Raw genomic sequence first — 14914 nt, forward strand, 5'->3', positions numbered from 1 at the left:
CGGGGCCCCCGAGCCCCGGCCACCTCACCGGCGGCTGGGACGACATCCTCGCACCCCCGAAGGCGTCGTTAACCTGGTCGCGTGAGTCCACGCCGCCACCGCCGCGCTCCCGAGCCGTCCGCCGTCGAGACCGACCGGGTGCTCGCGGGTGTCCAGGCGGTCGAGGACGGCCCCGACGGCCGCTGGCACGTGCGCAACCTCCCCGGCGGCGGCTCGGCCAAGACCTACCGGTGCCCCGGCTGCGACCAGGAGATCCCGCCGGGCGTGCCGCACCTGGTGGCCTGGCCCGCCGACGGCTCGACCGAGGAACGCCGCCACTGGCACCGGCCGTGTTGGCGGGCACGGTATCGACGTGGCCCGAGCAACTCCCGTCGGCGATGAGGGACACTAGGGCCTATGTGTGAATCCCGTTTCCTGCTGCGCGCCCACCAGGCGGCGCCTGGCGGCGTTGTCGGCACTCCGACATCCAACACCGGGATGCCGGAGCACCTCCGCCTTGCCAGCCACTCACCTGGAGGCCGCTCGCGACGGAAGAGGATCCACACAGAGGCCCTGGCGCCGTGACCGCGATACGAGCCAACTCGATACTCCCCGCGCGCCGGGAGGCGCTCACGCTGCACACCGCCGACGGGCTGGAGCTCGTGGGGGAGCTGGCGGTCCCCGAGACCGCCGAACCCAAGGCCACCCTGGTGTGCGTGCACCCGCTGCCCACCCACGGCGGCATGATGGACAGTCACGTCTTCCGCAAGGCCGCCTGGCGACTGCCCGCGCTGGCCGACGTCGCCGTGCTGCGCTTCAACACCCGCGGCACCTCCAGCGTCCAGGGCACCAGCCAGGGCAGCTTCGACAACGCGGTGGGGGAGCGCTTCGACGTCGCCGCGGCCATCGAGTACGCCGAGTTCGCCGAACTGCCCAACCTGTGGCTGCTGGGCTGGTCCTTCGGCACCGACCTGGTGCTCAAGTACGGACTGGAGCCCGGCGTCACCGCCGCGATCCTGCTGTCGCCACCGCTGCGCTACTCCACCGACACCGACCTGGCGGCCTGGGCCAAGGACGGACGGCCGCTCACCGCGCTGGTCCCCGAACACGACCAGTACCTGCGACCACCCGAGGCCCGGCAGCGCTTCGCCGCCATCCCGCAGGCCGAGGTGATCGGCGTCGAGGGCGCCAAACACCTGTGGGTGGGGCACGCCGAACTGCTGCTCGACGAGATCACCCGCCGCCTCAACCCGGACGCCGTCCCGCTTCCGTCCACCTGGGACGGACCGATGGAGTTCGGCGACTCCAGCGCCTACGCCGACCGCACCGTCGCCGCGTTCGCCGACGTCGAGGTGCCCGGCCCGCCGCAGAACGAGGCCGGACGGTAGCCGCTCAGCACTTCACGTAGTCGCGGATCGTCTCCGGGATGGTGTCGCTGGAGCACGGGTCGCCGATCACGGTCCACACGCCGTCGGACATCCGCAGCGCGACATACTCGACCACCGAGTCGGCCGCGCGCGACTCCGGCGACTTCGACTCCTTGGCGACCTTGGCCGTCACCGCGACGTAGCCGTCCTGGCCACACAGTTTGTCGGTGATGGAGCTCTCGCCGTACACCTCGGTCACCGCGTCGGTCAGCACCGAGTCGCTGGGGCACGGTTCGGCCGGGTCGGCGTGCGTCACCGCGAAGGTCGCCAGCCCCGCCCCGGCCGTGGCCAGGAACGCCGCCGTGAACGCCACGACCACCTTCACCGACCGGGGAAGCCGGAATCGCCTGGGGGAGCGGCGTTTGGACTGCACCGCGATGTCGGCGCCACCCGGCAGCGGCGCCGGACGCGGTCCCGAGCGGGGGACCAGTGCCGGGCACACCGTCGTGGGCTGCCGTCCGGCCGCCAGCGGCCGCGAAGTGTCGACATTGGCCAACAGGTCGCGCAGTCCGGCGGCGCTGGGACGTTTGCGGGGGTCGACGTTCATGGCCGCGCCCAGCACGTCGGTCAGCGCGATGCTGACGCCGGGGATGTCGGGGATGGGCGCCGCCCGCAGCAGCGGATCGGTGGTGTCCTTGCCCGACACGGTGACCCACGGCAGCCGCCCGCCGAGCGACGCGTACAGCAACGTGGCGAGATTGTGGACGTCGGCGGCCGGGCTGGCGTGCATCGAACCGGCCTTGGCCGCGTCCAGGTGCTCCGGCGCGGTGTAGGCGCTGGGCGGCAGACAGTGCGCCAGCACCGGTGCGGTGGCGTCGAACCCGGCGACCAGCAGTTTGCGTCCGGTACTGGACAGGATCGTCGCCGGTTGCAGGGCACCGTGAATCAGGCCGGTGCCGTGGATCGTGGCCAGCGTGTCGGCCAGCGCGACCCCGAAGGCCCGCACCTGCCCGGCCGGGGGCGGCCCGGCCTCACGCAGATTGTCGGCGAGGGTCGCGCGGGTGGCGCGCACCGCGATGTACGGGCATGCGTCCTGGGTGAGACCCACCGCGGACACCGGCGCGATGTGCGGGTGCGCGGACAGGTGCGTCAGCTTGGAGCCCCAGTCCAGGAACACTTCCCGTGCCGACCCGTCGACGCGCTGATGGGCCAGGGTGACGACGACGGGTGTCCGTGCTTCGCCCAAGGTGCCGGTGTAAACCCCGGCGGCGGCATCACGGTGCAGTAAACGCGTCAGTTTGACCGCTCCGGCAGTCGAAACCGCAGGCATGCACACCTCCACTCCAAAATCCGGCTGCCCCACGCCGAACCCTAATGCACGATTGGGCGGCAGCGCCAGTCCCACTCGAAGGAAACCCGGCAGGTAGGGTCGCGGCTACGCGGCATCCTGTCGTGGAATGTAGACCTCGCGGACGATGAGCTGGATCGCCGCCACCGCCGGTACCGCGAGCAATGCCCCGACCACTCCCATCAGTCCCGCCCCGATGAGGATTCCGAGAATCGCCGCGAGGTCCGAGACCTTCACTGAACGACGCATGATTGTCGGATATATGACCCAATTCTCGAGCTGCTGGTAAATGATGAAGAAGATCGCGCAGGCGAGGGCGACCCAGACGCTCACCGTCAGTCCCACGAGCGTGACGACGACGGCGCCCAGCGTCGCGCCGATCTGCGGTATCAGGTCGAGGATCGCCACCACGAACGCCAACGCGATCGCGTAGGGCACCCCGGCGAAGAACATGAACACGTACGAGCACACCCCGGCGGTGGCCCCGATCCCCAGCGCCCCAACGGTGTAGGCGCCCACCTTCGCCAGGATCACGTCACCCAGCGCCTGGGCGCGCTGCCGACGGGGAGCGGGCAGCAGCTTGTAGAAGCCGCCCTTGAGCCGGTCGAAGGACACCAGGAAGTAGATGGTCAACAGCGAGATCATGACGCCGTCGAAGACCGACCCGACCACACCGCCGACCACACCGGCCAGTCCGCCCGCGGCCTCCAGGACCGTGCTGGGCTTGATGCCCTTCAGCGCCTCCTGCGCCTGGTCGAGCAGGTGGTACTTCTTGTCGAGGTTCTTCAGCCACTCCTGCTCGCTGTAATGCTGCACCAGCCCCGGAATCGCCTCGACGAACTTCGTCACCTCGGTGATGATGGCGGGCACAATGGACATGAGCCCGCCGCACACGATCAGCAGCACCCCCAGGCACACCGTCGCCACCGCCAGCCCGCGCGGCATTCCCCAGCCCTGGATCCGGGTCACGAGCGGATTGAGTCCGATGGCGAGGAAACCCGCCACCAGGATCACGATCAACAGCGAGAGCGTGACCTCGACGGCCAGGTACAGCGCGTAGGCCAACAGCAGCCCGACGCCCATGTAGAAGCCATGGTGGAACGACGTCTTGGCGAACGGCGAACCCGCCGGACCCAGTTGCGGCCCCGCGGGGGCCTCGTCGGCTCCGGCCTTGTCACCGGTCTTCTTGCGCCGCTTGCGCATGGCCACTCCCGTGTCAGGGGTTGAGGACTATGCGCGGCTTCTTGATCAAGCCGTGCGGGTACCAGTGTGCACGGTCTCACTCTCGGATGCTTGCCCGGACTCACCTGTGGAGGACGAGTTCTTGGACTTGGCGTTGCCACCCCGGTTGCCCTTGGTGTTCTTGGCGCCCTTCTTGCCGCCGTTGTCGTCGCCGGAATCGTCCTTAGCGGAGGATTCGTCCTTCGACGCCTTGTCGGCCAGCGCCGCGTCCACCTCGGCTTTGCTGATCTCGATGGTCTGGTCGCTGGGAGCCGCCGGAGCCTTGTTCTGCTTGGCGTCGGCGACGAGCTTCTTGGCCTGAGCCCGGGCGGTGCCCAGGATGGCCTCAGCGTCGCGCCTGGCGGTCTGCGCCGCCGACCGGGCGCCGTCGTCGGCGCGCTTGCGGATGCCCTCGGCCTTCTTCTCCGCGTCCGCCACCAACTTCGCGGCCTTGTCCTCGGCCTCGGCGATCGCGGCCTGGCTGCGCTGCTTGGCGTCGGCGGTCAGCTCGGCGATGCGCTTGTCGGCCTCGGCGGTGACGCCGTTGGCGTACTCCTCGGCGTCGGCGGCCAGCTTGCTGGCGGCGGCCTCGGCCTGCGAGGTCAGCTGCTCGGCGTCGGTCTTGGCCTTGGACGTCAGCTGCTCGGCCTCCGCCTTGGCCTCACTGAGGACCCGCTCGGCTTCCGCGGTGGAGTCGGAGCGCAGCTTCTCGGCCCGCTGTGTCGACTCGGTGGTGAGCTTCTCCGCGGCGGCCTTGGCCTCACTGAGAACCCGCTCGGCTTCCGCGGTGGAGTCGGAGCGCAGCTTCTCAGCGCGCTGCGTCGAGTCCGTCGTGAGCTTCTCGGCCGCGGCCTTGGCCTCACTGAGAACCCGCTCGGCTTCCGCGGTGGAGTCGGAGCGCAGCTTCTCAGCGCGCTGCGTCGACTCGGCGGTGAGCTTCTCCGCGGCCTCGCGGGCCTCGCGGGTGACCTTCTCTGCCTGGGCCTTGGCGGTCGCGGTGAGCTCACTGGCCTCAGCCTCGGCCTTGGCGAGGATCTCGGCCGACAACTTCTCCGCCTCTGCCCGCGCCTTGGCGGAGACGGTCTTGGCGTCCTCCAGCTCCTTGGCGGCCTGCTCGTGCTTGCCGGTGGCCTCGGCCCGCAGCTGCTCGGTCTGGCTCTCAGCCTCCGACCGCAGCCGGGTCGCCTCGGTCTCGGCCTCGGAGCGCACGGTCAGCGCGACGGCCTCGACCTCCTTCTTGAACTTGTCCGCCGCGGTCTGGGCGTCGGTGCGGATCTTGTCGGCCTCGGCGACGGCGTCGGAGCGCAGCCGCTCGGCCTCGGCGTTGGCCTTGCTCAGGGTGTCGGAGGCCTGCTGGGCGGCGGCCTGCCGCACCTGCTCGGCCTCCACTTCGGATTCCTGCTTCTTGGCCTGGGCCTCGGTGCGCAGCCGGTCCACCTGGGCGGCCAGTTTGTTGGCCTGCTCGTCGGCGGCCTTGCGGATCCGCTCGGCGGCCTGCTCGGCCTCGGCCTGGATCTGGGCCGCCTTCTCGGTGGCCTCGTTGACCATGTTCTGGGCCTGCTGGGCCCGCTTGTTCATCTCGGCGTCGACGATGTGGCGCCGGTCGGCCTCGGCCTTCTCGGCGGCGGCCCGGCGCGCGGCCAGCGCGGTCTCGAAGTCGTGGCGGGCCTTCTCGGTCTCGGCCTCGACGTCGCGACGCAGCTTCTCGATCGCGGCGCGCTCGGCGGCGAACTCGTCCACCGACCGCTGCTTGATCGCCTCGGCCTCCTCCTCGGCCAGCGTCAGGATGTGCTCGACCCGGGCCCCGAGGTGTTTGAAGGAGACCTTCTCACCGACGGCGGCGCGACGGCGGATGTCCTGGATCTGGGCCTGAAGCTGCTGCACCTGCATGACGAGCCGGTCGACCTGGGCCATCGCCTCGGCCTTCTCCGCGGCGAGCGAGGCCAGCTCCGTATCCATACTCGACAGATACTTGTCGACCTGTTTCTTGTCATATCCACGCAGGGACTGCTCGAACCCACGATCCGTGCTGCCGGACTCGCCCAGGCTGCTGAAGAAGTCTGCGCCACCGCCGTGCGACATAAGCCCCATCCTCACACGTGAGCGGTCCCGTCACAGCGAATCCGACGGGACGGCTCACGATTTAACTCGACACCGTCTGAACTAACCTTCCGGTTAAGCACCTGCCGCATAGACGGTAGCGCGAAAACCTCGGCGCGAGGCAATCACCCCGTGACGAATAGCGGCGATCACATGCGGTGACGTCATCGCCGTCGAAGGTCCTACCCAGTGGATGCGGGCTCACAAAGCCTGCGGCCGTGGGGATGCCCCTCCCACAGGAGACATCCCCACGACACGGTGAGGCTTTTCTCAGGACGCCGAGACCTCGGAGTCCTTCTTCTCTTCCGCGGCGGCGGCGTCGCCGCCGGCACTCAGGCCGATGCCCTGCAGGTTGGCCATCATGTTGCGCAGCGTCGACTGGACACTGTCGCGTTCGCGGGTGAGCTTGTCGACCTCCTTGCGGGCCTTGGTCGTGGTCCGCTCGGCCTCGGCCTTGGCGTCGGCCACCAGACGGGTGGCTTCGGCCTTGGCCTCCGACAGCGCCTTGTCGGCGGCGTTCTTGGCCTTCTCGGTGGTCTGCTGCGCGTACTTCTCCGACTCGACCTTGCGGGTCTCGGCGGCGGTCTCGATCTCCTTGGCGCGCTCCTCGGCGGTGCGGGCCCGGGACTCGGCCTCGGAGACCAGCTTCTGGGTCGCGGCGATCGCCTCGGCGTGCCGCTGCGACTCCTCGCGCTCGGCCTTCTCGCGACGCTCGGCGATCTCCAGGTCCAGCGCCTGGAGTTCCTTGTCGCGCTTCTCCTTGGCGTCGGCGAACAGTTTCGCGGCCTCGGCGCGCTTCTCCTCGGCGTCCTTGGCGGCCTTGGCGCGCAGCTGGGTGATCTCGCGGTCGGCGGTGGCCCGCAGGCTCGCGACCTCGCGCTCCACACTGGCCTTCAGCTCGGCGACCTCGTGGCCGGTGGAGGTGCGCAGTTGCTTGGTGTCGCGCTCGGCGTCGGCGCGCAGGGTCTCGGCCTCGCGGCGGGCCTGCACCCGCAGCTCGGCGGCCTCGCGCTCGGCGGCGGTGCGGACGTTTCCGGCCTCACGTTCGGCGGCCTGCTTGAGGCCGTTGGCCTCCTCGCGGGCGGCGTCGGTGATCTCGCGGGCCTCGAGGCGCGCGGAGGACAGGATGCCCTCGGTCTCGCGCTTGGCCTCAGCCCGGTGCTCGTTGGCCTGCTCCTCGGCCAACCGCAGGATCTGCTCGACGCGCGTTCCCAGGCCCGACAACGTGGGACGGCTGTTCTCCTCGAGCTGCTGGGCCTGTTCGGCCAGCTTCTGCTCGAGGCCGGTGACCCGCTGTTCGGCCTGACGCAACCGGCGCTGAGCGTCGGTCATGCGTGCCTCGGCCTCGCCGCGAGCGTTGTCGATTTGGCTCAGGGCCGCATTGACGCGCTGTACGAAGTCGTCAACCTGGTTGCGGTCGTAGCCGCGCAACACGTTGGCGAATTCCGGTTGAGTCGTTGACTTGTCGAAGAAGGAATTGGAGGGCTGCTGGGACATTGGCCCATCATCACAGATCGCCCCTGGGTGTACGCAACCCCGGTAGCCGTTTTCCCCCAAAAAAATCGAGAAATTACTACTTCTCGGCGTCCGGATGACTCCGAAACGCCGTTTTTGTCGGAATTATGTTCGAAAATAACGAGTTTCGCTCACGTTGGTGACGGGAGATTCTTGTCGGATACCCGACAGACGCATTGCCTCCCATGGGCATGGTGTGAGCGGACGGTCGCGCCGGCCATCGCGAAACCGGCCCGGAATCCCCTGCGGCGCAGTCTGGACATACCCGGTACGGCTCCCCTACTATAAAGACTCCTTTATATATGTCGATCCATGAAAGGATTCGTCATGCCTGCCCCCCGTACCGTCCGCGTCGGTATCTCGGTACTCGCCGGGACCGCCGCCGCGGTCATGCTCAGCGTGCTGGGCGCCTCCCCGGCCTCGGCGCACGGATACACCACCTCACCCACCAGCCGGGCGGCGTTCTGCGCCGACGGCACCGTCACCGACTGCGGCCAGATCCAGTGGGAGCCGCAAAGCGTCGAAGGACCCAAGGGCTTCCCGGCCGCGGGTCCGCAGGACGGTTCCATCTGCGCCGGCGGAAACGGCCAGTTCGCCGAACTGGACGACCCCCGGGGCGGCCAGTGGCCCGCCACCGACGTGCAGCCCGGAGGTTCGATGAACTTCCAGTGGAAACTGACCGCAGCACACTCCACGACGGACTTCCAGTACTTCATCACGAAGGACGGCTGGGACTCCTCGAAGCCGCTGACCCGGGCCGACCTGGACGCGACGCCGTTCCTGACCGTCCCGTTCAGCGGACAGCCACCGTCCGATGTGTCCCACTCGGGGACGCTGCCGAACAAGTCCGGCAAGCATCTCATCCTCGGCGTGTGGACCATCGCCGACACCGCCAACGCCTTCTACCAATGCTCGGACGTCAACTTCGGTTAACCCACCGGCCCCGGCACCCCGACGGGCGGTGAACCCTCGCGGTTCACCGCCCGTCGGTCGTACCGAGGGGGAGCACGCCGCCGACTGGGTGAAGAGGAGAGAGGAACGCGACGGCGTGCTCGATCGGGGCAGGAGATCCACGGCCCGTCCTCTCGTCACGGCCGTGCCGACGAAGGTATAGCGGACGCGCAAATCGAGACTGTTCGGAAACGTCCGGAGGAGTGTGGCGGGTGGGGCGGGCGACTAGGATATTCGCGTGAGCGAATACCACATTGACCCTCCAGTGACCGGCGGTGGCGGCGGCCAGCCCTCCCCGCAGCCCCAGATGCCCGGTTACGGCTACGGCGGATACCAGCCGCAGCCCATGCCGCCACAGGGCGAGCAAGTCGTACTGACCATCGGCGACATCGCGGTGACCCCGAATTCGATCATCGTCCCGCAGGGACAGTTCCCGCTGCGGGGGACGACGTGGACGGTCCAGGATTCGACACAGACCACCCAGGGCATACCCACCTGGGCGATCATCATGACGATCATCGGGGTGTGGTTCTGCCTCATCGGGCTGCTGTTCCTGCTGGCCAAGGAGACCAGGCACACCGGCTTCGTGTCGGTCTCGGTCTCGGGCCCGGGTCTGTACCACACCGTGCAGCTGCCACCCGGACCCATGCGAGTCGCCCAGGTGACCGCCCAGGTCAACCAGGCCCGCAGCATGGCCGCCGTCGCGCAGTAGCGTCCGCTAGCGCGTCAACGGCACCGGACCCTGCGCGTGGGCGTACGCCTCGCGCAGGTCCGCTTCCAGATCCCCGGTATAACCCTCGGCCGTCGCCCGGCGGCCCACGAACACCACATAGGCCACGAAACTCCCGAACGCCAGCACCCCGATCGGGATCGCGGCGAAGGCGGGCAGGTTCGGCGTCACGAATCCCTCGATCAACCCCGCGACCGCCAGCACCGCCACCAGGCCCAGCGCCACCACGATCCCCGAGCGCCCCGCCTCGGCCAGCGACTGCCCCCGGGTCTTGCCCGCGCCGGGATTGATCCACGACCAACCGATCCGCAGGCCCACCGCGCAGGCCAACAGGAACGCCGACATCTCCAGCAACCCGTGCGGCATGATCAGACCGAAGAACAGGTCCCCCCGGTCGTTGCCGACCATGATCCCGCCGGTCAGCCCCACGTTGAGAGCGTTCTGCCAGAACACCCACAGCGGCGGGATGATCAGCGCACCGCCCACCAGCGCCATCCCGGCCAGCCGGGCGTTGTTCGTCCACACCTTCAGCGCGAAGTTCTGGTTCTGGTACTCCGAGTAGTAGTTCTCGAAACTGTTGTTCACCAGATCGTCGATGACCGGCTGCGGGTACACCTGCGTCTGCACCTCGGGATGGGAGGCCACATAGGTGATGATCCCGCCCATGATCGCCAGGAACAGCACCCCCGCCACCGCCCACCAGTGCCGGGCCCGATAACAGGCGGCCGGGAACAGGTGCGTGAAGAACCGCAGGAACATCCGCCACCCCATCGCCCGGCTGCCGGTGATGGCGCTGCGCGCCATGAGAACCAGCCGCGACAGCCGCGCCACCAACAGCGCGTCCGGGATCCGGCTGCGCACCATGGACAGCTGCGTCGACGCACGCTGATACAACATCAGCATCTCGTCGACGTGCTCGGGCCGCAGCCGCCCGGTCCGCGACAGCTGCTCCAGCCGCCGCCACTCTCCGTCGTGCTCGGCGATGTACGCGTCCAGATCCACCCGCCGAGCTTATGGCAACCTCGCCAATCCCGCACGTCGCGCATCGGCCGAACCCCCCGACGTGAACGGGTACGGCACACTGGGGGCATGAGTGACATCTCCGCCGATCCCGGCCTCTCCGGACGGCTGGTCTCGGGCGAGGCGGTCGAACTCGACGTCCGAGTAGCCCGACTCGGCTCCCGAGTACTCGCGTTCGGCATCGACTTCACCATCAGCGTCATCGCCGCGGCCATCTTCTACGTGGTGTCCATGCTGCTGCTCTACACCCTCGCCGCCTCCACCTCCCTGGTCGACGAGGCCCTGCTGGTCGCCATCATCACCATCGACATGGTGCTGGCCTTCGTCGGCGTCCCCGCCACCATCGAAACGCTCTCCAAAGGACGATCCCTGGGCAAACTCGCGGTCGGCCTCCGAGTGGTCCGCGACGACGGCGGCCCCATCCGCTTCCGCCACGCCCTCATCCGCGCCCTCTCCGCCTTCGCGGTCGAGTTCCCCGGCCTCCTCCTCCCCGGCATCTCCTGGTTCGCGGCCCTGGGCGTCATGCTCATCCACCCGTCCGGCAAACGCTTCGGCGACCTCTCGGCGGGCACCATCGTCATCCACGAACGCACCCCCCACGCCCGCATCTGGGTCCCCATCATGCCCCCGGGCCTCGCCGGCTGGGCCGCCGTCACCGACCTGACCGCCCTGGACGACAACCTCGCCCTCTCCATCCGCCACTTCCTGGCCCGCAACCACGAAATAGCCGAACCGGCCCGCACCAAACTCGGCCTCGCCCTAGCGGCCGAACTCAACTCCTTCGTGGTCCCCCCACCCCCACCGGGAACCCCGGGCTGGGCCTTCCTGGCCGCGGTCCTCTCCGAACGCTACCGCCGAGCCTCCTCCCGCCTAGCGGCCAGCCGCGCGGTCACCGCCCAAGTCTGGGACACCCTCTACGGCCCCCACCAAGGCCAAGCAATGTGGACACACGCCCCACCCCCGGTCTGGACCGCCCCACCCACCACACTTCCGCAGGTCCCAGCCGCGCCAGCCCACCCCGCCACCCCCGGAGCCTGGTAAGTAGCACGAACGTAAACCCAACACAACCACTCTGTCGCAGATACGACAATTTCCGGAACTCTCGCCCCATACACCCCATATGCCGGTTTTCCGCAGTGTCGTGAACCACTGAACACGGCTACCGTGGCTCTCATCCCCCCGGCCCAGGTGGTGGAAAGGGAGACACGACTGCCTTAAAAGCAGTTGCCGGATTACGGCGTGCGAGTTCGAGTCTCGTCCTGGGCACCAAGCAAACGCTTACGCCTGCGGCCTCGATGCCGTGTGAGGGCGGGCGCCAGCTACACCTTCAGTGGCTGGCTGATGTGGGGCTGGGGACGTCGCCCGCGACGTGACGTCGTAGATGTGGTTGTCTCTAATTTCCAGACAGGTTGCCTGAATCAGCTTCTGGGTGCGCGGCCCGGGCACCTCGGCCAGGTCGATTGTTGTTGTGGACCGTACGTCAAGAAGTTCCTGATCGGGAATCAGGACGTGCTGTTCTTTCTCGCAGGCTTGCGCGAAGCGTTGCTTCAGTGTGCTCGAAGGGCCATCACAACAGGCCACCTTGTGCGTCTGCGGCAGTTAGTCGAGGTGATCTGGGAGTTCGGCCCGAGTTGATTTGAGTTTCAAATGGCGAAAAACCTTGCTGTCGGAATCGTCACGCGACCTCTAGAATATGTTCGTGTCATTTCGAAAGAATCCGGGTATCCCCAACCCAGAGCGATTCAACCCGCTCGACCCAACACAGATTGGGAAGCTCTTGCGCGAAAAGTTGGAAGAGCAGAGCCCACACCCCTTCCCACCCGGACGTTTCCTTGGCGCGGGTTTGTACGCGATCTACTGGGTCGGTGACTTTCCGCTGTACGCGCCATTGCGTGATTCCAACGTTCCAGTCTATGTGGGGAAGGCCGAAGCTGGCAGTAGTAGCTATGGTTATGAACCAGACTACGGAACCGACAAGCTTTGGGAACGCATAGACAAACACGCGAGAAGCGTCAGCGAAGTTGAGATGTCGAGCGACGCAACGATATCGCGAGCGGATTTTCGGGTCCGGTTCCTTTCGCTCGAAGACGCTTGGATCGTCTTGGGAGAACGAGCGCTCTTTCGGGAGTATCGTCCTGTGCTATGGAATGCGATCATGAACGGATTCGGTTCCAATCCCCCAGGCGGAGCAAGGAAGAACGCGCGTTCCGTTTGGGACACAATCCACCCTGGTAGAGCAAGGGCAGGCGAATGGCCCAATCGAAGCTTCACCAAGGACGAGATGTTGAGTTTCGTTGAGCGGGGGATCGAGATCAGTCTGATGCATGAAAGCGCGCGACGTGAGGCGGCATTGTCCGTGCTGCGCGAGAATCGTCCACCAGTCATATGGGCTCCAGCTAAGAAAAGCGATCCCGACAAGAGAAACCGCATATTCGATGAGGGGCGTTTCTTCTCCGAGGTCGAACGGATGGGTCTCACGATTGACCCCTCGGACTATAGAGTCGAGCAGCCAAATTCATTCGACCAGACGCTCGAATTCGACGTCTGATATCCGCTGGGCCTCAGGACGCACATCGCGCACGTACGGCCTCGGAAACCGCGATAGCCGCTTGATCGAGATCGTCGTGTTCCCAAAAACGGAGGACAGTCCACCCCGCCTCAGCAAGACGACGGTTGGTGTCGGCGTCACGAGCACGATTCGCGGCGATCTTCGTGGACCAGAATTCGGCATTCCGTTGGGCCGGACGATGGTGGTCGGGGCAACCATGCCAGTAGCAACCGTCCACGAACACCGCTACGCGTGCCTTGGGAAAGACGATGTCGCTGGTGCGCCTAAGATTGGGGATCGGTCGAATTGAGACGCGGTATCTCAAGCCCATTCGATGCAACTTGGACCGTAGTCGTAGTTCGGGAGCGGTGTCGCGGGACTTGTTGGCACGCATGATCACTCGGGTCGCCACAGTGCTTGCCCACGAGAAATCTGGAAGTGGTCGTTCTCCGGCTAGCCCAGCGGAGTGGGCGAGACCCCATGCCAAGTTCAGATTTTGGGCGCGCGTCACGCCGTCGACTTCACCGATGTATCGCTCTCGCGTTCTACCTCCTTCCGACCAGCGGAGGTAAGCGCGGATTCGTCTGGTCCGTCGGTAAAGGCGCAACGCCACCGAGGCGCGAGCACACCCCCCATCGGAGGTCTCGACCGTTCGATGGGATCGGCCACCTGCCGCCCGGTCTTGTTCGGCCGCGCGGGACTTCGCCGTCGTCCCGACCCTAGGCTTCCACGCTCGGTTCGGAGGAATCCGCTCCTTCCACCTAGTTTCTCGCTGTTCGGCCATTTGAACTCCACTCACGCGCATCCGCGGCATCCAAGGCACGGGCGACGGCTTTGGCGAAGACGTGACCGAGCCGGACCGGTACTGCGTTGCCGAGCTGGCGCATCTTCTCCCCTCGAGGTCCCGCGAGCGTCCAATCGTCGGGGAATGTCATGACTCGGGCGGTCTCGCGCACCGTCATGTACCTATATCCCTTGCCGTCGTATTCGGGGTCATCCAGTTCCATGACGGACTCACCTCCCGGTACCCCGTGTACTCCAGCCTTTACTGTCTTGGCGGGACGATCGAGCAGGTTGGGAGTGTGTCCGGTGTACTTTCGTGCGTCAGGCCACCCTATGTGTTCGGTGAAGCCGCCATGGTGGTACTCGGTCCTGTCCAGCGACTTCGCCGGGATCGACGGCAACGGCTTGCCAGTGTTGTCGTCGATGCCCTGAATAGCGTCGCGCAACGTTCGCCACGGCTTCAGGCCGTCCTCGACGAGTGGAGCGTCGGGCAATTCACGCATCACGCGACGCCGTACACGGGACGGTACCTTGTGTCGATCCCAATAGGAGCCATCTCGCATCGACGCCCACAGCGCTTCCCCCGAGTACCGAGGCCTCGGGCGAAAACTATCCCAATCGACCCGAAGGTCGGAGCGAAAGGCGACGATGATGACACGTTGTCGGATCTGCGGGACGCCAAAGTCAGCGGCGTTGACCGGGGTCAAATAGACGTCGTAGCGTTCATCCGCCACCGAGCGAGAACCCGCGACCGCCCGTTTGAGAATCGCGTCATGCTGGTCCCACGACGCGTCCTCCGCGCGTTCCAGGAACGGCAACTCGAGTTCGCGAAGGATGTAGTCGAAGTAGGGTTTGAACGAAGGCCGCAGAAGTCCTCTCACGTTCTCACAGATGACGGCCTTGGGCCGCATCTCACGGATCGCGCGGAACATCTGTGGGAACATGTTCCGTTCGTCCTCCACCCCCTTATGCGCCCCGCCGAGACTGAACGGCTGACAAGGCGGCCCACCAGCCAAGACATCGACCCCCGCCTCCGCGAGATACTCGAACTTGACCTGACGCACATCCCCCTCAACTAGCGGCCACGGACCGCCAGGATCGGGAACACTCAGATCATCGCCACGATCGACCGCCCCGTTCGCGCGCAAGGTCTCACAAGCACGCTTGGCGAACTCATTGACCAGTAGGGGGCGAAAACCCGCAGCGTGCACGGACATCGCCAACCCACCCGCCCCGGCGAACAGTTCGACACACGTCCGGGCCTTGGATCGGGGGGAGTCGATAGGTGACATGCGCGAATCGTACCGCGGAGCTGTGACACTTCTGTGCGCTCTGCCGTGTGTCACCGTGGT

At 66.8% G+C, this 14914-nt stretch carries 13 protein-coding genes and 1 tRNA gene; 7 read left to right on the forward strand and 7 right to left on the reverse strand.

Annotated features, from left to right (window positions below; translation table 11 throughout):
- The first annotated feature begins 81 nt into the window (after nucleotides 1–81).
- Nucleotides 82–381 carry a hypothetical protein gene (locus tag SNAS_RS07905; protein ID WP_041624642.1) on the forward strand — a complete coding sequence of 100 codons (300 nt, stop codon included), beginning with the start codon at nucleotides 82–84 and terminating at the stop codon, nucleotides 379–381.
- A 179-nt stretch (nucleotides 382–560) separates the two neighbouring features.
- Nucleotides 561–1367: an alpha/beta hydrolase gene (locus SNAS_RS07910; RefSeq protein ID WP_013016880.1), complete on the forward strand. Its 807-nt coding sequence runs from the start codon at nucleotides 561–563 to the stop codon at nucleotides 1365–1367.
- Nucleotides 1368–1371: 4 nt separating this feature from the next.
- Here the strand turns inward: SNAS_RS07910 and SNAS_RS07915 are convergent, their stop codons facing one another.
- The 4 genes from SNAS_RS07915 to SNAS_RS07930 all read right to left on the reverse strand — a co-directional run bounded on the left by SNAS_RS07915 (nucleotide 1372) and on the right by SNAS_RS07930 (nucleotide 7512).
- On the reverse strand, nucleotides 1372–2676 hold the full coding sequence (locus tag SNAS_RS07915) for a protein kinase domain-containing protein (protein WP_013016881.1): 1305 nt from the start codon (nucleotides 2674–2676) through the stop codon (nucleotides 1372–1374).
- Between the two features lie 105 nt (nucleotides 2677–2781).
- Nucleotides 2782–3897 carry an AI-2E family transporter gene (locus SNAS_RS07920; protein ID WP_013016882.1) on the reverse strand — a complete coding sequence of 372 codons (1116 nt, stop codon included), beginning with the start codon at nucleotides 3895–3897 and terminating at the stop codon, nucleotides 2782–2784.
- Nucleotides 3898–3942: 45 nt separating this feature from the next.
- Nucleotides 3943–5997: a DivIVA domain-containing protein gene (locus tag SNAS_RS07925; RefSeq protein WP_013016883.1), complete on the reverse strand. Its 2055-nt coding sequence runs from the start codon at nucleotides 5995–5997 to the stop codon at nucleotides 3943–3945.
- Nucleotides 5998–6285: 288 nt separating this feature from the next.
- The gene (locus tag SNAS_RS07930) at nucleotides 6286–7512 is read right to left on the reverse strand and encodes a DivIVA domain-containing protein (RefSeq protein ID WP_013016884.1); all 1227 of its coding nucleotides are present in this window, start codon (nucleotides 7510–7512) and stop codon (nucleotides 6286–6288) included.
- Nucleotides 7513–7857: 345 nt separating this feature from the next.
- On the opposite strand from SNAS_RS07930, the gene SNAS_RS07935 reads away from it, so the two are divergent.
- Together SNAS_RS07935 and SNAS_RS07940 are read left to right on the forward strand one after the other, a co-directional pair.
- Nucleotides 7858–8463 carry a lytic polysaccharide monooxygenase auxiliary activity family 9 protein gene (locus SNAS_RS07935; RefSeq protein ID WP_013016885.1) on the forward strand — a complete coding sequence of 202 codons (606 nt, stop codon included), beginning with the start codon at nucleotides 7858–7860 and terminating at the stop codon, nucleotides 8461–8463.
- Nucleotides 8464–8719: 256 nt separating this feature from the next.
- Nucleotides 8720–9193 (forward strand): hypothetical protein, encoded by a 474-nt coding sequence (locus tag SNAS_RS07940; protein WP_013016886.1) that lies wholly within the window; start codon nucleotides 8720–8722, stop codon nucleotides 9191–9193.
- Between the two features lie 6 nt (nucleotides 9194–9199).
- On the opposite strand, the gene SNAS_RS07945 is transcribed toward SNAS_RS07940, so the two are convergent.
- Nucleotides 9200–10213 carry a stage II sporulation protein M gene (locus SNAS_RS07945; protein WP_013016887.1) on the reverse strand — a complete coding sequence of 338 codons (1014 nt, stop codon included), beginning with the start codon at nucleotides 10211–10213 and terminating at the stop codon, nucleotides 9200–9202.
- Between the two features lie 87 nt (nucleotides 10214–10300).
- Between SNAS_RS07945 and SNAS_RS07950 the strand changes: the two genes are divergently transcribed.
- The 3 genes from SNAS_RS07950 to SNAS_RS33840 all read left to right on the forward strand — a co-directional run bounded on the left by SNAS_RS07950 (nucleotide 10301) and on the right by SNAS_RS33840 (nucleotide 12779).
- Nucleotides 10301–11272, forward strand: a complete 972-nt coding sequence (locus tag SNAS_RS07950; protein WP_013016888.1) for an RDD family protein — start codon at nucleotides 10301–10303, stop codon at nucleotides 11270–11272.
- A 141-nt stretch (nucleotides 11273–11413) separates the two neighbouring features.
- A tRNA-Leu gene (locus SNAS_RS07955) sits at nucleotides 11414–11500 on the forward strand.
- Nucleotides 11501–11930: 430 nt separating this feature from the next.
- The gene (locus tag SNAS_RS33840; protein WP_169313862.1) at nucleotides 11931–12779 is read left to right on the forward strand and encodes an Eco29kI family restriction endonuclease; all 849 of its coding nucleotides are present in this window, start codon (nucleotides 11931–11933) and stop codon (nucleotides 12777–12779) included.
- Between the two features lie 13 nt (nucleotides 12780–12792).
- Here SNAS_RS33840 and SNAS_RS37335 read toward each other — a convergent pair whose 3' ends face one another.
- Nucleotides 12793–13593, reverse strand: coding sequence for a very short patch repair endonuclease (locus tag SNAS_RS37335; RefSeq protein ID WP_341871786.1), 801 nt, complete (start codon nucleotides 13591–13593; stop codon nucleotides 12793–12795).
- On the reverse strand, nucleotides 13541–14854 hold the full coding sequence (locus tag SNAS_RS07965; protein WP_013016891.1) for a DNA cytosine methyltransferase: 1314 nt from the start codon (nucleotides 14852–14854) through the stop codon (nucleotides 13541–13543). The genes SNAS_RS37335 and SNAS_RS07965 overlap by 53 nt, the downstream gene beginning before the upstream one ends.
- Between the last annotated feature and the right edge of the window lie 60 nt (nucleotides 14855–14914).

Origin of the sequence: Stackebrandtia nassauensis DSM 44728, assembly GCF_000024545.1 — a bacterium.
Lineage (GTDB): Bacteria > Actinomycetota > Actinomycetes > Mycobacteriales > Micromonosporaceae > Stackebrandtia > Stackebrandtia nassauensis.